This window comes from Methanosarcina subterranea, from assembly GCF_055385895.1.
Genome location: NZ_AP042426.1, coordinates 4856052 through 4880161 on the forward strand (window position 1 = coordinate 4856052; position 24110 = coordinate 4880161).

Genomic DNA, 24110 nt, shown 5'->3' on the forward strand with positions numbered 1-24110 from the left:
TGCCCTAGGAGGCACAATTAAGTTAGCTTAGCGTATATTTAAGGCTTAGCTTGGCTTACCTGATTTTGCCTCCTAGGGAAAACTAGGAGTGAAGTAGAATGATTAAGAACAAAATTGGAATCGGTGCAATATTTGCAGCATTGCTTCTTGTGAGTATTGCTTTTGTTCCGGCTGTGAGTGCACAGGCGGAGAAAGAATTGGCAGACAAATTCGAAACGATCATTGATATCAATGGTCAAATAACACCAACATCAACGATTTCAGTACTTGGCGAAGAGGCTTGTGATGTGCTGACTGCAGCACTTTGGACGCTAGATCAGTATGTAGATGATAGTAGAATTGGCACGGCTCAAAATAAACTGTCTCAAGGTGCTAGTGCATTTAGAAATAACAACATTGTAACAGGGTGCAATTATTTAAAACAAGGCGTAGTCATCTCATTGAACCTAGCAGCTTATTGGGCTTCAGTTCTTGCCACATGGGTATACAACAAACTAGTCAGCGCGGCAAATAGCGCGAAAAGCTTTCTTATTCAATATGGATACTGGTAATTCACTAGTTGATTGATACTACCCCAAAGAAATCAAAATGCAGTTTATAGCCTCATTTTTTCCCAGATTTTGGGCATTACTGGAGCTAGCTTGTTGTATTAGCATATAAACACAAGCAAAAACTGTGTGGAGATGATGTCTGAAAATATAAGTAGTGTATTAGTGAATGACCTAGATAATAAAAATCTTTAAATTGAATACATCTTGCTGGGTTCAAACCCAGCATTTTTTTAAGAGTGATATTATGAAAACTGGGAATTTATTGTTTATAGGAATAGTGATTGGGCTTGTATTATTCGGATTTTTTGAATTTTTAGGGTTTGATCCAACATATGGAGGGATTATAAGTGCGGTTACTGTAGGCACATTAATTGGTAAAAAAATAGGCAAAGGCTCGGAGAAATATGCTTTTTTTTCAATATTTACGTATAACCTGATTGGCTGGATTCTAGTATTTTTGTTTACTTCCGATGGAAAGCTTGCGTTACAATATGGGGGTATAGCTTTATTTGCTCTCATCGGCTTTGCGCTCATTATGGTCTTTCTCTATTCAATAATCGGGTCTTTTGGGGCATTTGTTGCCTCCAACTTGAGCAGGAATAAACAGGATGAAGGGTTATGAATTTTTCGGAAGTACAGATTATTGGGGAAGATGAAACATTTAGGGGTTCAAAAAGTAGATATGTATGGCTTTTTGGCGGAATACTTATCTTTCTTTGTTTCCTGGCAATGCACTATAGTACTAGCTATCTATTCCTTTTCTTTTCAAATTCCGGCGGCATCCCGTATACTCTGATTTCTTATCAGATTATATTGTCTATCGGACCATTTATGACTATGATAGCATCTTTTGATATCGTAAGCAGTGAAACTGAAACCGGGTCGGTAAGATACATTCTCTCCAAGGTCCACAGATCATCTTTTATCTTAGGAAAATTTTTCTTTCTATTTCTGGTATTTATGTCCGTTTCCTCCGGAATTGCACTTATAAGCCTGATATATCAATATTCCGCAGGAAATGTCATTCAGTTCGAAAGTATCATCTTATTCTGGATTTCCTCAAGCCTTTATCTGGGATGCTTCATAGGTATTTTTTTATTCATCTCAACATTGTCTGCAAACAATAAAATTTCATTTACAATGTCTGTAGTCTTTCTTGGGATTTTGATATTTTTCATTTTACAGGGAAATGAGAGTTATCTTAAATATATCACCCCCTTTTTTTACGGGATTAAAAATATGGAGTTCATGAAAGGCTTCCCGGTTGAAGCTGGATACCTCACGGTTTTTGAAAGCCTGTTTTCAATGTTCCTGTACATACTGTTCTTTTTGTCCATGAGTTTGCTGGCCATTAAAAGGAGGGATTTATAATTACTGTAGCTATTTCTACTAAAAACCTGTACAAAAAATATGGCTCTCGCTTTGTTCTGGAAAATCTTTCCTTGAATGTAGAAAAAGAGAGTATCTACGGTTTTTTGGGCCAGAATGGTGCCGGAAAAACAACTACAATAAAATTACTGTCAGGGCTTTCAACACCTACGCAAGGACAAATTTTTGTTGGTGGTATGGACCTGTCTTCCGAATCAGGAAAGATCAAACAGATTCTGGGGCTGGTCCCCCAGGATTCCGGTTTTTATGATGAGAGGACAGCCTTAAGCCACATGGTCTATTACGGCAGATTAAAAGGCCTGAGCAAAAAAGAGAGCCTGGAACAATCCAAGGTTTTGTTGGACCAGGTTGGGCTTGGCAATGAGATGTTCAAAAGAGTGGGCTATTTTTCCCATGGTATGAAAACACGGCTAGGGATTGCTCAGGCTCTTTTGAATAATCCAAAAATATTAATTCTTGATGAACCCACAAATGGCCTCGACCCTGTTGGAATTCGGCAAATCCGGCAAATTCTTCGTGAGTGCAATAACAAGGGAATCACGATATTTCTTTCGTCCCATAACCTTCTGGAAATACAGGAGATTTGTACCCATGTCGGAATTCTGGATAAAGGCAAGCTTATCGCCGAAAGTACAATTGAAAAAATCCGTCACCTTGAGTCAAACGGGGTTATTACGGTTGGAGTCTACAATCTCTCTTCTGAGATGATTTCTTTAATCGAGAATCTGGAGTTTGTCGTAAAAACCGAATTGAAAGCCGAACATACTCTTGAAGTTTTCGTAAACTCCAGGACAGATGTAAAACCGGAAATCAACAGGTTAATTGTTGAAAGTGGAGGTCGGGTTTTCAAACTTATAGAAAATTCTCTCTCATTGGAAGATGCGTTTCTTGATGCCACCGGAATAAACCTTTAATCTTCAGGTGGAGAGATCACATTTTCACCTCTAAAAGATGCAGGGTTCCAAACCATAAATGTAAAGATTGGATCACATAATGAGCTGATCCCAAAATCAAATTGAGACTCCAAATTTTCGAATTTCAAATGATCAACCAAATTTCGAATTATGAATAATGGTTCAAAAATTCATACAATAGAGAATACAAAGATTTAAACAGGAACTAAATCCCGATAGCAGCTTAGAGGTAAAAGTACCTTATATAAAAAAATAGCCTCATACTATTAACAGATCAGAGCTACATAAAAATTGGTATTCATCGGTATACGAGTAATTGAGCCTTGGTGAATAAAAAAGGTCAGCCATTTTTTATTTGGTGATAAAATGGAAAGAAGACAGACATTAAGGGTTTTAATTCCAGTTTTTACGGTTATTGCTATGACCTTACTTGCGCAAGTTATATCCCAGAAACTTGGAGAAGCTGTAACTAAAAATGGAGTACACGACTATCCATTAATAACAATATCACTAATTGGATTTTTTCTCTTTGGGTTTTTTGCCTACTGGACTTTAGTGAAGTTAGGAATTGATTAAAGAGAAGTTAAAGAGGACTTGCTAAATCTCTGTTTTTAATCGGTTGCTATAATGAGTTTATATATCGGTTTGCAAGAATCCTCAATTAAAAATTTCTACAACATCAACTTCAAAGATATTAGCGAAGTGGTCAAAAACAAACCTGTTGTCCTGTAATGAGTTGTAAGGCTTTTTTTCGAATGCGACTGAGCAGTTCGTATCTATTTTAAAAACGACATCTCTCAATTTTTAAGTATAAAAAAGCACTTGCGCTGGGCATAAACATATAAGTTTTCTCTCCAAGGTCTCGAACAATTCGTCCTATTAAGTAATACTTCTGGAAAAGAGAATCATAAATCCAACGCCTTTTCTGATTGTTCGAGAACCTGGCCATAAAGCTTATAAGGAGTTCGATAAGAGGAATTTATGGAGTTCAACAGTATTTTCCAGATCACCTGAACTCCATAATATCCGCCCTAACAGGCATAATTAATTTAGCTTTGCGTATATTTAAGGCTTAGCTTGGCTTAACTGATTCTGCCTCCTAGGGAAAACTAGGAGTGAAGTAGAATGATTAAGAAAAAGTTTGGAATAGGAATGTTAATTTTGGCAATGCTGCTGGTGAGCATGGCGTTTGTGCCAGCAGCGAGTGCAAAGACCGAAAAGACAGATGCAAACAATTTCTCTGACAGTGAGGTTGAAACTTATGGCATCGAAGGTCTTACTCCTGAAAAGGTGAAAGAAATAGAAGCTAGTGCCAGTTATGTCAGGAGCTTACCAGATACCGTCAAGAAGGCTCCTTATCTAGGCCTGGTTACTGCAGATGATGAGACGAAAAAGGTTGTTTTAGGGTATATTGACAATTTTTCAGTATCAGACTCTGAGAAAAAGGAAATGAAAAAAGAATTGAAAGATATCTGGAGTCGTGTTCCAGACAAAATCACGGAAGAAGATTATCCGGTGATTCAAAAAAATAGGAGATGCAGTAACCAATTATGTTGAAGAAACTTATTGGGCAGATAATCAAGATGCAAAATGGGTGTCAAAAGCACACAAAGGTTTAATTTATGCCGGTGTCAATCTGGTATATAAAAATTCTCAATGGGCAGACTGGGCTGCTGCTACTGCCCCTCAACCTGATTATACAGACACAGGTGCCAACAGGTATTGGTACCATTATTATAACCCTAGCGTCGGAGGGGGAGCTCCAGATGCTTGCAGCGCTTGCGCAGGAGTTGCAAAAACATATTATTCCATGGGTAGTTCATATAGGCAAAAAGCTTTTGAAAATCTCGGAAACGCCAGTCATTATCTTTCGGACGTAGGAAATCCAATGCATACTGGTTTAAGTTTTGATACTTTCAAAAAGGATCCACATTTAAAATACGAACAATATGTAGATAGTAATTGGACCTCTGGCTGCAAATATTCTCAATATGTTGATAACAACGCCGGTATTAAATCGGTAACTGATCCCTCTCAAGCGGTAAAAGACATGGCAGCATTTAGCAAGTCTTATTACAGTCAGTTGTGGGGAGAAATTAGCAACAATCCAAATAACTTTAACACGACTACTACACGATATATAACGGCTCAGGTTTTGATTGAGACAGCAAAGTATAATGCAGGTCTGGCAAAGTATATCAGTACATAATTAAAAGCAGATATTTGAAACTGAAATATCAGTTTCTATTCTTCTATTTTTAAGCACCATTATAATATTAAACAGTTCTAATGGATCGGATATCAGTGAGTAGACAGGCTGTCCAGTGACAGGTTTAGTAACACAAACAAATTCCTACGTATGAACTCTACATGAAGAACAGACGTCATCCAGCTACTTAAAAATACCAGGCGGGATAAAATTGAGAAAAAGAAATCTTCTGTTTATTCTTATATTTTTTGTTCTTTTAATTGTGGGCATATTTGTCCATGGCATTTACAGGGATCAAGTAGATTGGAGAAATCCGGGTCAAAGATATCACTGTTTTTATACTATCGAAGTAACAGGTCTTTCCGGAAGGGAAGTACAGGGAACAACCATAATAATGGTTCCTATTCCCGCATCTAAGGAAGGAAAATTTTTTACTCCGCCTGCCCAGAAAGATATTTATTTTAGCCAGAAACTGACACACAGAGTCTTTAATTGGCCTAATCAAAGTGGAAAAGGCCCCTATTTTGAAAATGCAACTGAAATTTTTGATAAACAACAGGAAATAATAGGAAACTGGATACCTTTTATTGTAGAGACCGATAAAGGCTATATGCTTGGGTTCAGGACAAACGAAACCAGGCTCAAAGATTTTGAATATGGTGCCGGGTTTGTTGCAGATTATTTCGATATTTTTGATCCTATAAATAATGGAAGCCCGGTGTTGTTCCCTGTTGAAAATGTATCTAATATTTCTTCTATCCCTTATGGAGAATACACTAAGTATGCCTCAAATCCGACATATGATACCTACGTCTATTTAAGCGATAATCTAAAGGGAGGAGAAAATGTGTCTTTCATGATAATTTTGGATGCAAATAACGACCCAACGGAGTGGTCTGGAGAATACCTTGGGTGGTACGATAATCTACTGGCAGCAAAAGTTAATGATACAGGCTACGTAAAAGTCAGGGCTATTTTGGGACAGAAGCTGGGTGGAAACGACAGTCTTAATGTATTGGGTAGTCGATATGCTTTTGACTATTATGAGAATAAAGATTCTCATGTTGTAAACGAAACCCGCAGTCAATGACCCGATTAATAAAGCCCAAAACTTTGTGCTTATGAAACTCCTTAACGGTAATATGAAGCAGAGCATCCGGTATGAACCGTATTAGTTTTTGGGAAGCTTTGGCGATATATGAACAGACAATCTCAGTTGGATAAGATCGTAACTTATAGCAATCACAAGGAAAGTTCTGCGTGAAACAGCGGTGTATAATGCAGGTTTGGCAAAGTATATCAGTACATAATTAAAAGCAAATGTTGGAAACTAAAAACAGAATGCCACCTACCTAGTGGTTGAAGAATTAGTTTCCATTCTTTTTATTTATTAACACTATTTTACATTATGAAGCTATACTAATGAGCCGATTCTTAATATCAGACAAACTATCCAGCGATAGGGTAGGGATGCAAATGCGTTCCTTATACAGACTCAGTATAAGGTAGTATATGTCCATTTTTTGGAATCAGATCCTAACGTAATATCAATCGCAAAGGACATTCCCTAGACGACAGAAAATACAATATGTAACTGTAAGAGTGATAAGTAAATTTTTATGTTATAAAAATACAAGGTGGGATAAAGTGAGAAAAAGAAATCTGCTGCTCATTCCTATATTTTTTGTTCTTTTAATTATAGGCATATTTGCCTATGCCGTTTGCATGGATTTAAAAGATTGGAGGGAAGACGCTACCAGATATCACTGTGACTATGATGTTAAAGTGACAGGCCTTTCAGGAAGAGAAGTAAATGGAATGACCATGATAATGGTTCCTATACCCGCATCTAAGGAAGGAAAATTTTTTACTCCAGCTACTCAGAAAGATACTCGTACACTGAAGTTATTGCACATATTTTTTAATTGGCCTGAGCCAGATCGCAGTGGCCCTTATTATCATTATCAAAATATGACTGAACTTGTTGACAACAAAGAGATAATTGGAAATTGGACGACTTTCATTGCAGAAACCGACAAAGGCTATATGCTCGGATTCAGGACAAATGAGACCAGGCTCGAAGACATTAATTTTGGTGGTAGCTTTGTTGCAGATTATTTTGATATTTTTGATCCCATAAATAATAGAAGCCCTGTATTATTCCCGATTGAAAACGTTTCAAACAATTCTACGATCCCTTATGGAGACTACACTAGGTATGCCTCATATCCTACATATGATACCTACGTCTACTTAAGCGATAATCTAAAAGGAAGAGAAACATCTTTCATGATAATTTTGAATGCAAATAATGACGTAACGGAGTGGCCTAGAAAATACTATGGTTTGTATACTAATCTACTATCCGCAAAAGTTAATGACACAGGTTATGTAAAAGTCAGGGCTATTCTAGGACAGGATCTGCCTTTAGGAAATAACTCTGCTGCTATATTAACTGGTCAATATGCTAGAGATTTTTATGCTGATGAAACATCTGACAATGTGAACGAAACTCCCAGCCACACGGAAGTTGCATGAAATCCTTAAATTGGTCAGGTTTCTGTGAAATCTTCGTACCTGGCCATTTTAATAGCCCGAACTTGATTGCGATGATCAATCTAAAGATGAAAAAGACGCTATAAAATGCAATATTTTGGAACTTGTGTGAATATTTTTATATTTACTGCATTTTGAAATAAAAATGAGTAACTGTGAAGTTGACTTTCCGCAGATGTGTCCGTAATTTGATATTTTTCTGAATATCAATTATTCAATTCCCAAGTAAGACAAAATCACATATTGATCCTACTTTTGATACAAATATCCAGATAGGACTATATTTAAAGCCAATTTTAGTTTCCTACAATGAAGTATTCAAGATTAATCTCATTTTCATCAAATGGTACTATCCAAATTTGGTAACTTTTGCTTTTTCCAGTTAACTCCTTCTTTTTCTCAAAAGATAAGTTAGAAAAAAGATTATAATCTAAAATTTAACTTTGCATTAGTAGCATATTGTCCATCAAATATTTTTTTTACCATATCTCCGAATATTCAATTAATAGACGTCTATATTCAAGACATCATGTTTATATATAAACGTAAAAGTTTATACATTTTTATGTGTTTCTTTTTTATTAAATACTTGGAAAGTCTTACGGCATCTATGATCATATAAGTTTTACGGCCAAACTCTCTAACAATCAAAGATCAGAGAATATCACTAATTTGAAAAGAATATGCAAAAAGTATGAAAAACAATTAGTTTGAGAATTTACACAGAACGTTTATAAAGAGTCCTCAGAAAGTGACGTATGGAGTTCAAAAAGATTTTCCAGAATCACCCGAACTCCATAACACATGCCCTAGAAGGCATAATTAAGTTAGCTTAGCGTATATTTAAGGCTTAGCTTAGCTTACCTGATTTTGCCTCCTAGGGACTAGGAGGATGTAGAATGATTAAGAAAAAGTTTGGAATAGGAATGTTAGTTTTGGCAATGTTGCTGGTGAGTATAGCATTTATGCCAGCAGCGAGTGCTGAAACACTATCTAAGGACGAAGCTGATATTGCGGTTGAAGAACCAATTACGACGCTTGACACAGCACCTAAATCGCCCTATTGGTACTTGCTCGAAGCAGACGATGAAGAACAAAAAATTTTATTCATTTACATTGACAATTGCTATGTTTCCGACAAAGAAAAGAAAGAAATGAAAAAAGCAATGAAAGATATCTGGAAAAGATATCCTGATCAAATAACTGAGCAGGATAATCTAACGCTTGACAAAGTTGCTAAAGCAACGGCTGAATATCTTAATGATGAGTATGGAACCTCTGATGTTGGGATAAAATGGTATGGGAATACTCATAAAAATATCATGCTAATTTCATGCACAAAGATGGGCGTCAGTTCAACTTATGCAAATTATGCAAGTTCCTATGCAGATGATCCGGACACTTGGGCGAATAGTCAAATCTGGCAATCTTATAGTCACTACTATGATCCTGTTATGCAAATTGGCGATGCACCAGAAAATTGTGATGGTTTCGCAGTTTATGCCAAAACGAACTTTAACAACGGAGCATATTATACCGCATATGAAAATCTTGGATATGCAAGCCATTACATGTGTGATTTAGGGAACCCTATGCATACAGGTTATGCAATTCTGCAGGGTTCACATCAGAGTGTTCATTCTGCATACGAGTCATATGTGCTTAATAACTGGACTACAGGACATAAATTTCAAGATGTGATTCAAAACTGTAACACTCACTACACAGTAACAGATCCAGAAGAATCTGCGAAAAACTTGGCAATTGCTACACGTGTCGAATTAGATACTATATATAATGCAGTATATTATCATCCAAGTACTTTTGGATCAGACCCTAATGTGATAGAGCTCACAAAAAGAGTTTTGGAGAAGACAGCAAAGTACGATAAAGGACTTGTAAAGTATGTGAAAGGGTAACTCCCTTTCTATCTTTTTAAACATAATCGGGTGGATAAAAGTGAGAAAAAGAAATTTGTTACTTATTGCTTCACTAATCATCCTTCTTGTTGGAGGCATATTTGCTCACGCTATTTACATTGACGCAAAAGATTGGAGAGACCCAGGTCGAAGATATAATTGTATATATGATATCAGTGTTTGCGGTCTTTCTGGAAGGGAAGTAATTGGAACTACTGTGATAATGGTTCCGATTCCTGCAACAAAAGAAGGTCAATTTTTTACTCCACCTGCTCAGAAAGACCCTTATTTTAGCCAAAGACTGATGCACGAAATCCTTAACTGGCCTGAACAACATCGCAAAGGACCCTATTTTAGTAATATGACTGAAATTGTTGATAACAAAGAGACAATTGGAAACTGGACAACGTTCATTGCAGAAACTGATAATGGGTATATGCTTGGATTCAGGACAAACGAGACCGAGCTTGAAGATATCTCTTATGGTACTGAATTTATTGCTGACTACTTCGACATTTTCGATCCCATAAATAACGGAAGCCCTATATTGTACCCTGTTGAAAACATTTCTGAAATCTCTGTAGTTCCTTATAGAGACTACATTAAGTATGCCTCAAATCCGACATATGATACCTATGTTTACGTAAGCAATAATCTGGAAGGAGGAGAAACGGTATCTTTCGATATTAAGTTGGAGGCAAATAACGACCCAACGGAGTGGCCTAGAGAATACTGTGGTTATTACACTAATCTACTATTCGCAAAAGTTAATGACACAGGCTATGTAAAAGTCAGGGCTATTCTTGGACAGGTAGTGCCACGGGGGAATGACTCTATTTCGTTATGGAGCAGTCAATATGTTTTAGATTTTTATGCTGATGAAACATCTGACAATGTAAATGAGACTCCCAGCTACACAGAAGTTGTATGAAATCCTTAAATTGGCCAGGTTTTTGTGAAGTTTTCGTTATCCGGCCAATTTAATAGCTTCACTTGATTCGATGATCAACCTAAAAATAATAGAGATGTACAATATTTTGGAATCTTTGCATATTCTTAGATATACCGAATTTTGAAATAAAATAAATAACTACGAAGCTGACTTTTCACAGGTGTGTCCATAATGATATTTTTATGAGTACTAACTATTTATCCCAGCTAGTAATACAAAAATTAAAATATATGTTATTTTTGATGATGAAATTACTGAGTTTATATGTAAAATTTCGTGATAGAAGAAGAATGTCGGTTTTTTGAAGGTATGTCAGAAAGTCAGGTAAAGAATACCCTGAAATGGAGTGTAGTGAACATGCGGAAAAAAATAGGAAAATCTTCAAAGAAAATACGGATGGAATTACTAAGCATAAGCTGTATAATATTATTAATATCGTTGTTCTCATTTACGGCATTAGCTGAGAACATAAGTGTATATGACAAAACCAGTACGGATGACAAGACCTCAGCAACGTTATCTTCAAAAATTGCTGAAACTTCAGCAACTGAGCAAATTTCTGTAATTATTCTATTGAAAAATCAGAGTATTCCATTTAATACTGTAAAAGGGAGATCTCAAATCGAGAACGAGCAGAGAAATCTGATAAACTTTCTTAAGGATGCTGAATCTGGTAAAAAAGCACAAAAAATCAAATCCATCAAAATTGTTAACGCTGTTGCAGCTAATGTAACGCCGGATGTGATAGCTTCCCTTACTGAGAGACCCGAAGTTTCGATAATTGAGCTTGATGAAGTTGTTTCCATAGCAGAAGGCCATGGATTCTTTGTAAAAGAAATAGAAACATCAGATGTCGTGCAAAATAATGCATGGGGAGTTGATAAAATTGGAGTGCCGGCAGTATGGCAGCAAGGCATAACTGGAAAAGGAATTATCGTTGCTGTTATGGATACGGGAATCGATTTGCAGCATCCCGGTCTTGATGATCTCGATGACAATCAAGGTACAAACGATCCGAAGGTCGTAGGTTGGATTGATTATATAAATGGAAGAAGCTCCCCCTATGATGATTGCGGGCACGGGACCCATGTAGCCGGAACCATCTCAGGAACCGGTGTTAACGGGCTGCATACCGGAGTTGCGCCGGGTGCTGAGCTGATTGCAGCAAAAGTGCTTGACGAATCCGGTTCGGGTCGTGCATCCAATGTCATTCTTGCGTTTGAGTGGGCAGTGGATAACGGTGCTCGTGTTATAAGTTACAGTTGTGGGGGATTACGCCATTATTCTCCGTATACAATTGCCGTAGATAGCCTCGTGGTAGCAGGTGTAATTCCTGTTGTGGCTGCTGGCAACTCCGGGATGGAGTCTTACACAATAGAATGTCCGGGTGACGAAATCAATTCTACGACTGTCGGCGCAACTGATTTTTCTGACACTATAGCGGATTTTAGTAGCCGCGGTCCTGTCGACCTTTACGGGCAGAATTATATCAAACCTGATGTTTCTGCGCCCGGAGTAGATGTCGAGTCAACATATCCGGGTGGTTCCTACAAGATTGCAAGTGGGACTTCTATGGCTACACCACATGTCTCCGGTACTGTGGCTTTAATGCTGGAAAAAAACCCTGCTCTGAAGCCATCTGAGATAAAACAGATATTAGAAAGTACAGCTGTGGACCTCGGGCCGGCAGGAAAGGATAATGAGTATGGCTCAGGCCGGATAGATGCATATGAAGCAGTATTCTATAAAGAAGAGAAATCGGTCCTTCCTGTAGCGGATTTCAGCGGCAATGTAACCAGTGGTTATGCTCCTCTCTCTATCCAGTTTACAGATTTATCCGAAAACACAATTGGATGGAACTGGGATTTTGAAAGTGATGGGATGGTAGATTCAAGCCTTCAGAATCCGGTTCATTTGTATGCAACTCCAGGAACCTATACAGTTAACTTAACAGCAGTGAACGCAAACGGTACAGACTCAAAACTTGCTACAATAACTGTTTTAGAGCAAAGATTTCTTCCCGTAGCGGATTTCAGCGGCAATGTAACCAGTGGTTATGCTCCCCTTACCGTACAATTTACAGACCTATCAGAAAATGCAGTAGAAAGGAGCTGGGATTTTGGAGACAGGACGTATTCAGTGGATATGAATCCCATACACACTTACAGTAAAGCCGGAAAGTATATCGTTAGCTTAACAGTAAAGAATGCAAACGGAATGGATATGGAGGAAAAGTCCAAATATATTATAGTTTCAAAAAGAAAATGAACAATTATTGAAAGAACAATAAAAAGTCAAAGCGACAGAGTAGTATGGAAGTTATTAATTAAATTCAATAACCTCTACTACAATCATTTAAAGAATTTCAGCTAACTTTTTGAGTTAAAGTAATGGAATACAGTTTTTTTCTTAAAAAATTTTCGAATATAAATAGGTTCTCGATAAGGATTATATAAGCTGCAATTCAAATCGAGCTAGTGCATTCTCTTATAATCAAGAAGTGAAATAATCCGAAAAATAGACTGGATTCTAAATCGAATTGGCTGAATCCTAAATTAAAGTTGGCAATTCCAAAATAAATCCATTTGGATTCGATTAAGGAACAAGATGTCAAAAAATGCTATTTTTTATGCAACATCTAAGAGGATTTTGTTGGAAAATCGCTATATGTGGTATTCGAAGTTGTGCATAAAATTAGTTAACCGATGACAAAAGAAAAACAAATCAGGAAAAAGTAGAAATTAGTTTTTCGAGCTGAATTCTCTCGCTGGTAGCGTCTGTAAGCCTGGCATCGGTTTTTGAGATTTTCACGATAAGACGCGCAACATCCTTATCGGTTTCTCCCGAGTCTATAAGAGCCTCAGTAAGCCCTTCAAGGATATCAGTTCCAGAGAGTCCTTTTTCAATAATCATTTCATCTATAAGCTGCCGCCCTCTGGAGAAGTCCCCCGCAAGAGCCGCATTAAGCAGCATGTCTACGGTTTCATCCCTGCCCTTCATGGTAGCCTCATATACAATTTCTTCCGTTATTTCAGCAACCTCTGTCCTCAGGGCAGCAAGCTGGAGAGTCTGGACAGCTCTTGCAACGTTTCCTTTAGAAAGATAAAGGATTGCATCAAGTGCGCCATCTGAAAGTTTCAGCTTTTCAGAAAGGGCGATTCTCTCAAGGTAAGTTTTCAGGAGAGAATCCGGAACATAGGTAAAAAAGACCTGAAGGCCCCTTGAACGGAGGGGAGAAATGAGTTTTGAAGGTCTTGTAGTGGAAAGAATGAACCTGCAGGTTGCACTGTACTTTTCCATGATCCGCCTGAGCGCATGCTGCGCATCTGAGCTCAGGGACTCTGCGTTATCGATATAGATGACCTTGTAATCGGCATCAAGGGGAGCCATTCCGGCGTATTCGTTAATAATTTCCTTGAAAATGTCGATCACGCTTTTGTAGATTTTTTTAGGATCATCAGTGCCCAGAATGCGGACAAAACGTTTGTCCCGTACAAGATAGCGTTTTCCCTGGTCGAAAAAGTCAGAGGCATTAAAGTATGCAAAGTTGTTTTTCCAGGTCTCTCCGTAGAGCTGCCTGGCAAGGGCAAGAGAAGCCGTTGTTTTTCCTGAATTTTCAGGGCCGTAAAAAATTAGATGGGGCAGGGTCCTGGACTGAACCAGTTCGGAAAGAGTGTTCACGGCATGTTCGTTTCCAAGCATCCCTTTAAGAGTATCTGCCCTGTATTTTAGAGTCCAGAGATCCTGCATTAATTCCACCTTGTTTTTTAGTTTTTGAATACTCAGTTGTTTTCAGGATTTTTATCTTTTTCCGGCACTTACTCAGTCAGACCTTCGCTTTCCGAGGTACCGTTTCCTTCTCTTTCAAGCAGTTCCTTGATAACCACGCCATAAACAGGTCTTGCAATGACCACACCAATAAAAACACCAATGATGGTGGTGATGGCAAATCCTTTCAGGGTTCCGAAACCCATGATCACCAGTGGAGACATGGCAATAATCGTTGTGGCAGCTGCCCCGAAAATGATTGCGAAGGCTTTCCCTATCCTGGAAAGGAAGACCTTTGTTGGCGGAAGCTTTCCTTCGTAAAGCACCTCATCCGTGATGATTACAAGGTGGTCAATGCCTGTCCCTATTGCGGCAATTATACCTGCAATTGCTGCAAGGTCAAGCTGCCAGCCGATAGCTGCTGCAACTCCAAGGATCATAATAACTTCACTGATAGAAGTCCCGACCATTGGAACCAGAATTTCGGGTCTCCTGTACCTGTAGAACACAACTGCAGCAACCGCTAACAGGGAGATAAAACCTGCGACCACAGCTTCGGTTTTGAACTGTTCTCCAAGGGTTGCATCAACATGTCCTGAACCTACAAGCACCACATTTACAGGTAGAGCCCCTGCCCTGAGATGAATCTGGAGTGTTTCGGCTTCGATCTTGGCTGCCTCGTCGGAGCCCGTGGAAGCCTCCCAGGAATAGATGGGAGTTTCTTTTAGTCTGGAAGCTGCAGAGTAACTGAGGGGAGCCCCATAGATCTTGTTTTCATCCAGATACATGTTCAGGTAGTGAGCATCTGGATTGTCTGTAGCCCCAGTCTCAATTGCAACTTTCTGGAGAGTCCGTGCTCCTTCTTCATTCAGGGTAAAAGGAGTGTGCCACTGGTTATCGTGGTAAGTAGGGATCCCCACACTTACAATGGATTCTCCGTAAAGGACATGCTGGGTCTCATTTCCTGTAGTCTGTATGCGAATCTCAAATTTCCCGGGCTTTTCAGCAATATCCTTTGCCGTTGCAAGGTCGATTCCTGCAAAATCAATGAGAATATAATCTTCTCCGACGGTCCTGACAGGGATATCTTTCAAGCCAAGTGAGTTAAGTTTGTCATTCAGAATGTCTCTGGTCAGGTCCCTTGTGTCGGTGCTGACTCCTTCTTGATAAGTCGAGGCCCCATCTTCATTTCTGAGGATTGTACCTCCGACCTTTTCCATAAGGGCTTCAAGCTCTTCTTCTGAGGCTTCAGTCCTTATTTCATAGACAATACCATCATCAGTACTGATAGGAAGCACTTCTGCATCAAAGGCCTGTGAGAGGTAAGCCTGGATAAGGGATTCTTTACTGGTAGTTAGAGTTACCTGGGTCGTGTTCTGGTTCAGTCTATCAACGCTTACAGTGCCAAGCTCCATAAGCTCAAGTTGGGTTGCGCTAACAGGAACAGACGTTGTGAACGTGATGGATTTTTCGGATGAACTCACTCCACTGGCTTCCAGGTTGTTACTTGTGATCTGGATAGGAGCGCCGATGACAGGTTCTACCATTTGACTTACTATCATTCCAGGGTCTGCATCTACCTGGACGAGAGCTCCCTGTAGTTTGATCTGAAGCCAGGAGCCACCTTCAAGGTCAAGCCCGTAATTCAGGTTAGTGGTGACCCCTTCTCCTGAAGTATAACCCGGCTGGATAAGCACGATCGAGGCGAGCAGAGCAAGTATGAAGATGATAACTCTTACACTTTTAAAGAGGCTTTTTTTATCGCTCATCTGTTATACCTCCCTCTGAATTCGGGTTTCATCACATGCCACCGCAGGATCCCGGTGTTGAGAAGCCATGTGTTCATAATATCTGCAAGGAGTCCCACGATCAACACGCTTGAAATCTGCGAAAGCAGGGCAATCCCTGTAAATGATGGAATTATCAGGTAAGGGAAAGTCGAAACCAGGTACATAACCACAAGGGCTGCAAGGGTTGTTGTGGTCATGGTAATCCCGGTCTGCATCGCCCTTGAAACCTTTTCTTCCAACGTACCCCTGCGCTTGAGTACCCTGTTTGTTAGCAAAATATCACTGTCTACGGAATAACCGATGAGCATAAGCAGGGCTGCAATCGTTCCAAGAGAAAGTTCGATCCCTGCAACCCGCATAAAAGCAGAGGCAATTATGATGTCCGAAAGGGCTGAGAATACCACCGCAAAAGAGGGCACAACGCTCCGGAAGATCAGGAAAACCACAATTGACATTCCTATAAAGGATATAAAAAGAGCCTGAAGAGCCTGAACCTGCAGTTCCCGGCCGTAAACGGGCCCTATTTGTTTGATTTCTACGCTAGAATAGCGGCTCATTATATCTTCTTCAAGCTGGCGCTGTTCTTCATTATCCATAATTCCGAACTGCATGATGACCCTGCTTCCGGTCTGCCGAGCATCAGAGATAGGGTAAGAAGAGTACATTTCTTCAAGTGTAGCTGGAGAGTTAGTTGTCTCTACTGAAATCTGGGTACCACCCTGAAACTCCATTCCCAGGGTTACCGGCGACCCACTGCTTGCAAAAGAAACCAGTAGTACAGCTAAAGAAAGTGCAAGTACTGCAAGAGGGATTGCCAGCAACTGGCGATTATCGTGATTTTTCACGAAATTATCTAAAAATTCGGTCAAACCTGTTGCCATAATTAAATACTCCGGATGAATGCATCTATTTTTTTGAACTTATCCGAGCTTATTTTTGTCCGGATTTACAATCCAGAAACATTCAGCTTCACAACACGGAAGTGTCCATATTTACAGCCAGAACCATCCGGACTTTATAGTCCGGAACATGCCTGGTAACCTGAGATATAAGTCCTTGTTGAACTCTGGTTCCGGGGGAAAATTTTTCACATTCCTTATAGTGTAAATAAGTTAATCAATCTCAGTTCTATATTCTATAGATTATATTAATTATTCCTCGAAAAACAATTCTTTCTCTATATAGCGTTAATTCATTTCATTTAAAATTTATTGTTAGAAGTGATACAAGTTCTAACGTTATAACTATATATACCAGTTACTGTTCATTAAAAATAATGACCGAAAGACCTTCCCTTGACGAATATTTCCTTGAAATTGCCTTCGTGGTATGCAAACGGGCAACCTGCCTCCGGAACAATGTAGGGGCAGTAATTGTCCGGGATAAACGAATTCTTTCAACCGGATACAACGGAGCTCCAAGAGGCATGGAGCACTGCCTTGAGACAGGATGTATCCGGGACCTTGAAAAGATTCCTTCAGGCACACGACAGGAGAAGTGCCGGGCAGTACATGCGGAGCAGAATGCCATTATCCAGGCTGCAATCCATGGGGTTAGCATCTCCGGAGCAACCATTTACTGTACGCACCAGCCATGCATCCTGTGTGCAAAGATGATCATAAACTCAAACATCAGAAGAGTAGTATACTCAACACCTTATCCTGACACGGATTCCCTGGATTTCTTCAGAAGCGCAGGTGTGGAAGTAGAATATGTGCCTTTTGAGCTGAAATATTGAATACCTGGAGAAGCCATATTAATTTATCGAACAGGAATAAGGACAATAATAGGTGGAATAATGTCTGAAGAATTAAAAGCCAGGACACTAAAAGTGGAAGATTTGATTGAATACCAGGAAGGAGCTGTTGTAAGCAGAGAAATTATCCGTAAAGGGACCGGAACAGTTACTATATTTGCCTTCGACAAGGGAGAAGGACTGAGCGAGCATACAGCCCCCTTCGATGCCATGGTACAGGTAATAGACGGGAAGGCAGAAATCACGATTTCCGGGAGTAAACATATTCTGGAGAAAGGAGACATGATTATAATGCCTGCCAATGAATCCCATGCGCTCCATGCCATGGAAAGGTTCAAAATGGTTCTAACTATGATCCGCTCTTAATACTGTCATTTCTAAATTAGTTCTCAATTTAGGTTTGTCTCACTTTAAGTTTGGAAAAGTTATTTTTTAGGAAGGAGCTAAGCTATCCCCATATTTGCAAGATCTTTTAAATAGATGTTTCAGATAATCTCAGAATTCTGTTTTTAAACAAGTAGCTGAGCTCCGGAGTTCGTATTTTTTTAATTCAATTTTTTTCTCGCAGGCATCGAAGCCCTTTTTTGATAATATCCATATTTTCAGGGCGATATGTATCTTTTATAGACGCATCCCCCTCAAAGTAATAATCAAGCCCGCGAATTACTACAACAGGGATCCCGCCTGCCCCTTCTCCCATCAAAAGGTTGGCAGCGCCTGCAAGCTCATCCGCAACTGCTTCCTCTGTAATCTCCAGGATTTTGCCGAAAAGATCTTTTTCCCCTATCCAGCGTTTTATTGGTTTTATTTTGTAGATCCCTATAGCAACTCCGGTCTGCCCGATCTTAAAGGCTCTTCCGTTTGTGTCCGTAATAATGACACTTAACCGTTTCCCGCTGAGCCTTTCAAGTTTTTCTCCGAGTTGTGAGGCACTGGTATCCGGTTCTTCAGGAGAGTAAAGCAAAAAGCCGTGTTCAATATTAGACTCGTCAACCCCTGCGTTTACACATGTATGCCCTGAAATTGTGGTCACAAGCATGAAAGGAGTTTCAACAAAAACCTCCCTGCTCCTGGCAAGGACAGCCTGAGTAAAACGTGCATCTTTCCCTGTTCGGGCTGCTATCTCAAGAGCCTGTTCTCCCGGGATGATATCTTCGAGCCTGAAGATTTCACCTTCAGCTTTTGCAACAATAGTTGAGGCAATAATAACAATGTCTCTGTCCTGAAGTTCAATCCTCTCACAGATAATGGAGGAGAGGTTGTCCCCCTTCTGTATAATGGGGATCTTTTCTACGGCAATTGCTTCAAATTTCAAGAGGCTTCCTCAAAAATTTTAAAGATTATAAGATACAGGATAATAAAAATATGTAATAATCCCTCTTTTCCGGTGTTCGGTTAGAATAATGAGATTGATTTGAGATTGATTTGAGATTGATTTGAGATTGATTTGAGATTGATTTTGACCACATTGACTTCGTCGAGTCATAGAAATAATTCCATAAATGAATAATTTACAGCAGAAAAGGCAGTAACCATAAATAAGACCACCGATATACTGGATTTTGCGGCGATGATGAAAGTTACCCCAACTGAGCAAAAGATGATGAGAACAATTTCCTGATGCCGCACTTTTCACTTTGTTTTTTGATTTATTTTGATTTTCGGTTACTGCGTTTTTTCTATCTTCTGCTTGCATAAATTAGTTTTTCAATTTCTGTTTGAACTAATTAATTTTCAATCTCTCTGCTTTAATATCGGCTCTTTTCAAGGCAAATTGAGAGTTTTTATCTAGTTTGGAAACCAGATTTCTTCAGGGGTGTTAGTATTAGTCAGTACGACCTGAACGAAATTATACAGAAAATAAAGCAGAAAAGCCCTTTTGAGATAAAAGACAATGAACGAAGCAGACCCTGGAGTATAAGGGTCATCATAAGTAAACTGTATTACTCTCTGGATTATGAGAACGAGCCTCAGGAAACCCGGAGAAAAGTAACTGAACTCCTTCTTTATCACGGGCAGTTCAGCAGGGAAGAGATAGATGAAACCTTCCAATCATCTGCAAAAGAAATGACTTCTTATTCAAGAGAATTTTTGAAAAAACACCCTGAAGTTGCAATGGCTGAAGCCAGGAAAAGTAAGGAGTTTCCGGATGAAGATGAGGGAGAGGAAGGAGAGAAACCTAGGGAGATAAGATACATCTTTCCACACTATGGCTGAACTTTAGCGAAAAGTTTTTGAAAAAATTAACAAAAGTCGAAAAAATAAGACCAGAAGAAATTAGCTGGGAAGAGAGATTAGCTGGAAAGACATCAAAAAGATAAGCTAACCGGTTATAAGAAGCAAAAGTAAAAAGACTGCGAGTTTTTTCGCAGTCCTTCTCAGTTAGTATTTAGCCCTTCTATAATAGAATTTACTTTTCTTAAGAATGATTACTCAATTTCTATTTTCTTCGTTGGCTCTTCAATTCTCGCTTTTGGTAGTGATATTGTCAGGACACCATTTTCCATTTTTGCGGTAGATCCCTCCTCCCTGACACTGGCAGGTAGACGGATTGCACGGTAAAATTGTGTATATGCTCTTTCCTTGCGCAGGTATCCTTCTTCTTCTGATTCTTTTTCCTTGCCGGACTTTGCGCTGATCTCAAGCATATCTTCTTTGAGGTTAATTTCTACATCTTCTTTATTAATCCCTGGAAGGTCTGTGGTGACCAGAAGTTTGTCCTCTTCCTCTTTGATGTCAATGGCAGGAGTGTACACTTTTCCGCCTCCCCATTCTTCCATTGGCATAAAGTCTTCAAACAGCTGGTTCAGACGCTCCTGTGTCCTTCTGATCTCTTCAAACGGGTCCCATCTTGCGGGTCCTGAAAATGATCTTTTAGCAGGCCATTTCATCTTAATATTCCCCCTTAAGTAAAAAAATAATGCAGAATAATATGTGCTATTTTGAATATATTGAGGAAGGATATATACGTTTTCTTAGATAATTTTACTAAAGTGTATGGGAGAAATAGATTCTGAAAAATAAAAATAAAAAACATAAAAGAAGAAGAAAGAACAAATAGAAAAAAATAAAGAAATATTAAGAGGAAAATCAGAGAAAAACCTCCGAAAACCCCGGTTAAAAAGATTTCCGGAGGAAATTGAAAGCCTTCGGGCATTGAAATCAGTAATAAATTTCATAAAGAGCCTGAATACGGATTTTAAATACGGATTTTAATATGGATTTTAAATACGGATTTTGAATGCAGGTTTAACCCCTTACAAGCAATCCTATCAGATCCGAGGCTTTTACGAGCCCCATGGAACCATTTTTAACCGATTCCTCATCAAAGGTTTTCACACTATCCGGATCAGGTTTATCAGTTCTATAAACTGCAAACGGAATGGGGTCCTTTGTATGGGTTTTTATCGAGACCGGAGTCGGATGGTCCGGAAGTATAAGAATCGTAAACGGCTCATCCGAGGTCTCGGCATGTTTGAGGATAGGAGCAACTATCCGGCTGTCAAAATCCTCAACTGCTTTCAGTTTTTTCTCAGTACTACCTTCATGCCCTGCCTCATCGGGGGCTTCGACATGCACAAAGACAAGATCCCTCGTCTTCAGGGCTTCAATAGCTGCACTGGCTTTTCCTTCATAATTGGTATCCAAGTAACCGGTTGCCCCGGGAACCTCAATTACATCCAGCCCTGCATAAATTCCAATACCCTTGAGTAGATCCACTGCCGAAATGATAGCTCCTTTTTTCCTGTAAAGTTCCCGAAAAGACGTGAACTTCGGGGCATAACCCTGTCCCCAGACCCAGATCGAATTTGCCGGGTTTTTTCCCTCCTGTACTCTTTTCAGGTTAACAGGATGTAGTTCCAGAACAACCATAGATGCTTCAATTAACCCTGAAAAAAACTCTCCATCTTTTCCTCTGGGAAGATAGCTGTCTTTTCTTTCTCCTGTAATATCATGCGGAGGCGTACACTCCGTTTCTGCTCCAAGATTATTTCCGGCAACAATAAGGTGCCTGTAACTTATACCCGGATAGAATCTGACTTTCTCGGTCCTGAGTTCGGAATCAAGTGTTTCTATAAGAATTTCTGCTTCATCACTGCTGATATGCCCTGCACTGTAGTCTTTTATCGTCCCGTTTTCTATCGTAATAAGATTGCACCTGAAAGCCACATCATCAGCTTCAAGAGCAACTCCCATGCTCGCAGCTTCCAGAGGAGCCCTTCCTGAGTAATAGGCTGCCGGATCATACCCGAGAATTGACATATTCGCAACGTCGCTTCCGGGAGGAAAACCATCAGGTACGGTCTTTGCAAGCCCGGTTTTTCCGCGCGCTGCAATGGAATCCATCGCAGGCGTTCGAGCTGCCTGTAGAATAGTCCTGCCACCCAGTTTCTCTATAGGGTAATCCGCCATTCCGTCTCCTATAAGTACGGCATATTTCATTGCTTCACCTTTTTCCAACTGCTTTACCCCATTCATCTTGCAGATAAAATATATTACTTTCTACCAGATGCCTTCTATGGCGTTTTTCTGGCATTTTCAGCAGGCTTTTTATGCCGATGCTAACGTCTCAATCCTTATACCCATTTTACACAAACATTATAATATAGTATTCATATCCTATACACGACAGGTTATCAGCGTAAATTATATTAGGCAGCAGGAGAGCCGGAGCATACTGTTCTTTACGGGCAGGAATATATATAAAGAGGCGACCTGTAAGCGTAACAGAATTTATTTCGTACTATAATTGATGCTAATGTCAGATTAACCTCAGTACTGACTATAATGGTCAAAGTTAATTAATATCAAAATACTAAGAGAACATATTACGAAAAAGAAAGATGTCAGAATATCCTACTTAATGCCAAAACGTGATCCGATCATGAAAATTGTAATGAAATTTGGAGGAACTTCCGTTGGAGACGGAAAAAAAATCCGTCACGTTGCCCATCTCCTTAAAAGGTATCATGAGGAGGGCGACCAGATCGTGGTGGTAACCTCGGCACTCGGTGGAGTAACCGATAAGCTTCTGGAAAATGCTCGCTTTGCCTCAACAAAAGGCAAAGTTTCTCTTGTAAAAGAGTTTAAAACAGAGCTTACAAACAAACACCATGAAGCTGTGAGGGATGCCATTGATGATCCCAATGTTGCAAAAGAAGTCCTCCAGATCCTTGACCTCCGGATTGAGGAGCTCGAAAAAGCCCTGATCGGGATCTGCTATCTGGGTGAACTTACCTACAGGTCAATTGACTATATCTCCTCCTATGGAGAACGGCTGGCGGCTCCGATAGTTTCAGGTGCTGTGCGTTCCCTTGGAATCCCATCAATAGAATACACAGGAGGAGAGGCAGGGATTGTAACTACATCGGATTACGGGAATGCACGTCCTCTTGAAAAGACATACGAGCTTGTATCAAAAAGGCTTGGATGCAGGATTGAATCCAATGTACTTGTGGTTACAGGCTTTATAGGGGAAAATGAGGACGGGATAATCACCACCCTTGGCAGAAGCGGGTCTGATTTCTCGGCTTCTATCCTTGGTGCGGCCCTGAAAGCCGACGAGATATGGCTCTGGAAAGAAGTTAACGGGATCATGACAACGGACCCAAGAATCGTGCCCGAAGCAAAGACCATCCCGCAGATCTCCTATGCAGAAGCCATGGAGCTCTCTTATTTTGGAGCAAACGTGCTGCACCCGCGTACCATTGAACCTGCAATGCGCGAACATATTCCTGTACGCGTCAAGAACACCTTTGACCCGGAGTTACCAGGTACACTCGTGGTGGCAGAGAAGTTTCAATGCAAGCACGTGGTAAAAGCAGTAAGCCTGATTAAAAATGTGGCCCTCATCAACATTGCAGGCGCCGAAATGGCAGGGACAGTAGGAACAGTGGCGAGACTATTTACCGCACTTGCAAGGGCAGGAGTAAACATCGTTATGATCAGCCAGGGGTCTTCAGAGTCGAATCTCTCTTTTGTGGTCAGTGAGTCACATGTTGAGAATGCATTAAATTCCCTCCATGCCGAGTTCAACCGTGAAATCGTAAAGGAAATCACTTCGGATAGAAATGTCTGTGTGGTCGCAGTTGTGGGTGCAGGTATGGCAGGAACCCCCGGAGTGGCAAAAAGGGTATTCGGAGCACTTGGAAATTCAATGATTAATATCATTATGATCAGCCAGGGGTCTTCCCAGTACAATATCTCTTTCGTGGTAAGGGAAGATGACGCATTCGCTGCAGTCAAAACCCTGCATGACGAATTCGAACTCTACAATGGAAATGGAATTGAAAAACAGCTATGAAG

General features: G+C 39.9%; 24 protein-coding genes. 16 read left to right on the forward strand and 8 right to left on the reverse strand.

Going from position 1 to position 24110, the window contains the following annotated elements:
* The first annotated feature begins 98 nt into the window (after positions 1-98).
* From ACZ5A8_RS21150 to ACZ5A8_RS21205, 12 genes are all read left to right on the forward strand, one after another.
* Complete coding sequence (locus tag ACZ5A8_RS21150) at positions 99-551, forward strand: hypothetical protein (RefSeq protein WP_464531362.1); 453 nt, start codon at positions 99-101, stop codon at positions 549-551.
* 244 nt (positions 552-795) lie between these two features.
* Complete coding sequence (locus tag ACZ5A8_RS21155) at positions 796-1173, forward strand: hypothetical protein (RefSeq protein WP_464531364.1); 378 nt, start codon at positions 796-798, stop codon at positions 1171-1173.
* A 215-nt stretch (positions 1174-1388) separates the two neighbouring features.
* Complete coding sequence (locus ACZ5A8_RS21160) at positions 1389-1922, forward strand: ABC transporter permease (RefSeq protein WP_464534246.1); 534 nt, start codon at positions 1389-1391, stop codon at positions 1920-1922.
* Positions 1923-1978: 56 nt separating this feature from the next.
* Positions 1979-2854: an ABC transporter ATP-binding protein gene (locus ACZ5A8_RS21165; protein ID WP_464534248.1), complete on the forward strand. Its 876-nt coding sequence runs from the start codon at positions 1979-1981 to the stop codon at positions 2852-2854.
* Between the two features lie 366 nt (positions 2855-3220).
* Positions 3221-3430, forward strand: coding sequence for a hypothetical protein (locus tag ACZ5A8_RS21170; protein ID WP_464531365.1), 210 nt, complete (start codon positions 3221-3223; stop codon positions 3428-3430).
* A gap of 549 nt (positions 3431-3979) precedes the next feature.
* Positions 3980-4411, forward strand: coding sequence for a hypothetical protein (locus ACZ5A8_RS21175; RefSeq protein WP_464531366.1), 432 nt, complete (start codon positions 3980-3982; stop codon positions 4409-4411).
* 37 nt (positions 4412-4448) lie between these two features.
* The gene (locus ACZ5A8_RS21180; RefSeq protein WP_464531367.1) at positions 4449-5063 is read left to right on the forward strand and encodes a phospholipase C/P1 nuclease family protein; all 615 of its coding nucleotides are present in this window, start codon (positions 4449-4451) and stop codon (positions 5061-5063) included.
* Positions 5064-5274: 211 nt separating this feature from the next.
* Positions 5275-6153: a hypothetical protein gene (locus tag ACZ5A8_RS21185; RefSeq protein WP_464531369.1), complete on the forward strand. Its 879-nt coding sequence runs from the start codon at positions 5275-5277 to the stop codon at positions 6151-6153.
* 557 nt (positions 6154-6710) lie between these two features.
* On the forward strand, positions 6711-7601 hold the full coding sequence (locus tag ACZ5A8_RS21190; protein WP_464531370.1) for a hypothetical protein: 891 nt from the start codon (positions 6711-6713) through the stop codon (positions 7599-7601).
* Positions 7602-8518: 917 nt separating this feature from the next.
* Positions 8519-9538, forward strand: a complete 1020-nt coding sequence (locus ACZ5A8_RS21195; protein ID WP_464531371.1) for a phospholipase C/P1 nuclease family protein — start codon at positions 8519-8521, stop codon at positions 9536-9538.
* Positions 9539-9578: 40 nt separating this feature from the next.
* Positions 9579-10469 carry a hypothetical protein gene (locus ACZ5A8_RS21200; protein WP_464531372.1) on the forward strand — a complete coding sequence of 297 codons (891 nt, stop codon included), beginning with the start codon at positions 9579-9581 and terminating at the stop codon, positions 10467-10469.
* Positions 10470-10799: 330 nt separating this feature from the next.
* The gene (locus ACZ5A8_RS21205) at positions 10800-12758 is read left to right on the forward strand and encodes a S8 family serine peptidase (RefSeq protein ID WP_464531374.1); all 1959 of its coding nucleotides are present in this window, start codon (positions 10800-10802) and stop codon (positions 12756-12758) included.
* A gap of 456 nt (positions 12759-13214) precedes the next feature.
* On the opposite strand, the gene ACZ5A8_RS21210 is transcribed toward ACZ5A8_RS21205, so the two are convergent.
* From ACZ5A8_RS21210 to ACZ5A8_RS21220, 3 genes are all read right to left on the reverse strand, one after another.
* On the reverse strand, positions 13215-14240 hold the full coding sequence (locus tag ACZ5A8_RS21210) for an AAA family ATPase (RefSeq protein ID WP_464531375.1): 1026 nt from the start codon (positions 14238-14240) through the stop codon (positions 13215-13217).
* A 68-nt stretch (positions 14241-14308) separates the two neighbouring features.
* Positions 14309-16027 carry a preprotein translocase subunit SecD gene (locus ACZ5A8_RS21215; protein ID WP_464531376.1) on the reverse strand — a complete coding sequence of 573 codons (1719 nt, stop codon included), beginning with the start codon at positions 16025-16027 and terminating at the stop codon, positions 14309-14311.
* Entirely contained in the window at positions 16024-16929 is a 906-nt protein-coding gene (locus tag ACZ5A8_RS21220) for a protein translocase subunit SecF (protein WP_464531378.1), read from the reverse strand. The genes ACZ5A8_RS21215 and ACZ5A8_RS21220 overlap by 4 nt, the downstream gene beginning before the upstream one ends.
* A 395-nt stretch (positions 16930-17324) precedes the next feature.
* On the opposite strand from ACZ5A8_RS21220, the gene ACZ5A8_RS21225 reads away from it, so the two are divergent.
* Both ACZ5A8_RS21225 and ACZ5A8_RS21230 read left to right on the forward strand, forming a co-directional pair.
* The gene (locus ACZ5A8_RS21225; protein ID WP_464531379.1) at positions 17325-17786 is read left to right on the forward strand and encodes a deoxycytidylate deaminase; all 462 of its coding nucleotides are present in this window, start codon (positions 17325-17327) and stop codon (positions 17784-17786) included.
* 60 nt (positions 17787-17846) lie between these two features.
* Positions 17847-18170 (forward strand): cupin domain-containing protein, encoded by a 324-nt coding sequence (locus tag ACZ5A8_RS21230; RefSeq protein ID WP_464531381.1) that lies wholly within the window; start codon positions 17847-17849, stop codon positions 18168-18170.
* A gap of 184 nt (positions 18171-18354) precedes the next feature.
* Here ACZ5A8_RS21230 and ACZ5A8_RS21235 read toward each other — a convergent pair whose 3' ends face one another.
* From ACZ5A8_RS21235 to ACZ5A8_RS21245, 3 genes are all read right to left on the reverse strand, one after another.
* A complete protein-coding gene (locus ACZ5A8_RS21235) occupies positions 18355-19119 on the reverse strand; it encodes a coenzyme F420-0:L-glutamate ligase (RefSeq protein ID WP_464531382.1) in 765 nt (254 codons plus the stop codon).
* Between the two features lie 18 nt (positions 19120-19137).
* Positions 19138-19500: a hypothetical protein gene (locus ACZ5A8_RS21240; protein WP_464531384.1), complete on the reverse strand. Its 363-nt coding sequence runs from the start codon at positions 19498-19500 to the stop codon at positions 19138-19140.
* A 92-nt stretch (positions 19501-19592) separates the two neighbouring features.
* Positions 19593-19856 carry a hypothetical protein gene (locus tag ACZ5A8_RS21245; protein WP_464531386.1) on the reverse strand — a complete coding sequence of 88 codons (264 nt, stop codon included), beginning with the start codon at positions 19854-19856 and terminating at the stop codon, positions 19593-19595.
* Between the two features lie 15 nt (positions 19857-19871).
* Between ACZ5A8_RS21245 and ACZ5A8_RS21250 the strand changes: the two genes are divergently transcribed.
* Complete coding sequence (locus ACZ5A8_RS21250; RefSeq protein WP_464531387.1) at positions 19872-20021, forward strand: hypothetical protein; 150 nt, start codon at positions 19872-19874, stop codon at positions 20019-20021.
* 212 nt (positions 20022-20233) lie between these two features.
* Here ACZ5A8_RS21250 and ACZ5A8_RS21255 read toward each other — a convergent pair whose 3' ends face one another.
* Together ACZ5A8_RS21255 and ACZ5A8_RS21260 are read right to left on the reverse strand one after the other, a co-directional pair.
* Positions 20234-20695 (reverse strand): Hsp20/alpha crystallin family protein, encoded by a 462-nt coding sequence (locus ACZ5A8_RS21255; RefSeq protein ID WP_229389346.1) that lies wholly within the window; start codon positions 20693-20695, stop codon positions 20234-20236.
* A 358-nt stretch (positions 20696-21053) separates the two neighbouring features.
* A complete protein-coding gene (locus tag ACZ5A8_RS21260) occupies positions 21054-22247 on the reverse strand; it encodes a cofactor-independent phosphoglycerate mutase (RefSeq protein ID WP_464534250.1) in 1194 nt (397 codons plus the stop codon).
* Positions 22248-22689: 442 nt separating this feature from the next.
* Here ACZ5A8_RS21260 and ACZ5A8_RS21265 point away from each other — a divergent pair, with 442 nt between their 5' ends.
* Positions 22690-24108 (forward strand): aspartate kinase, encoded by a 1419-nt coding sequence (locus ACZ5A8_RS21265; protein ID WP_322225527.1) that lies wholly within the window; start codon positions 22690-22692, stop codon positions 24106-24108.
* Positions 24109-24110: the final 2 nt, after the last annotated feature.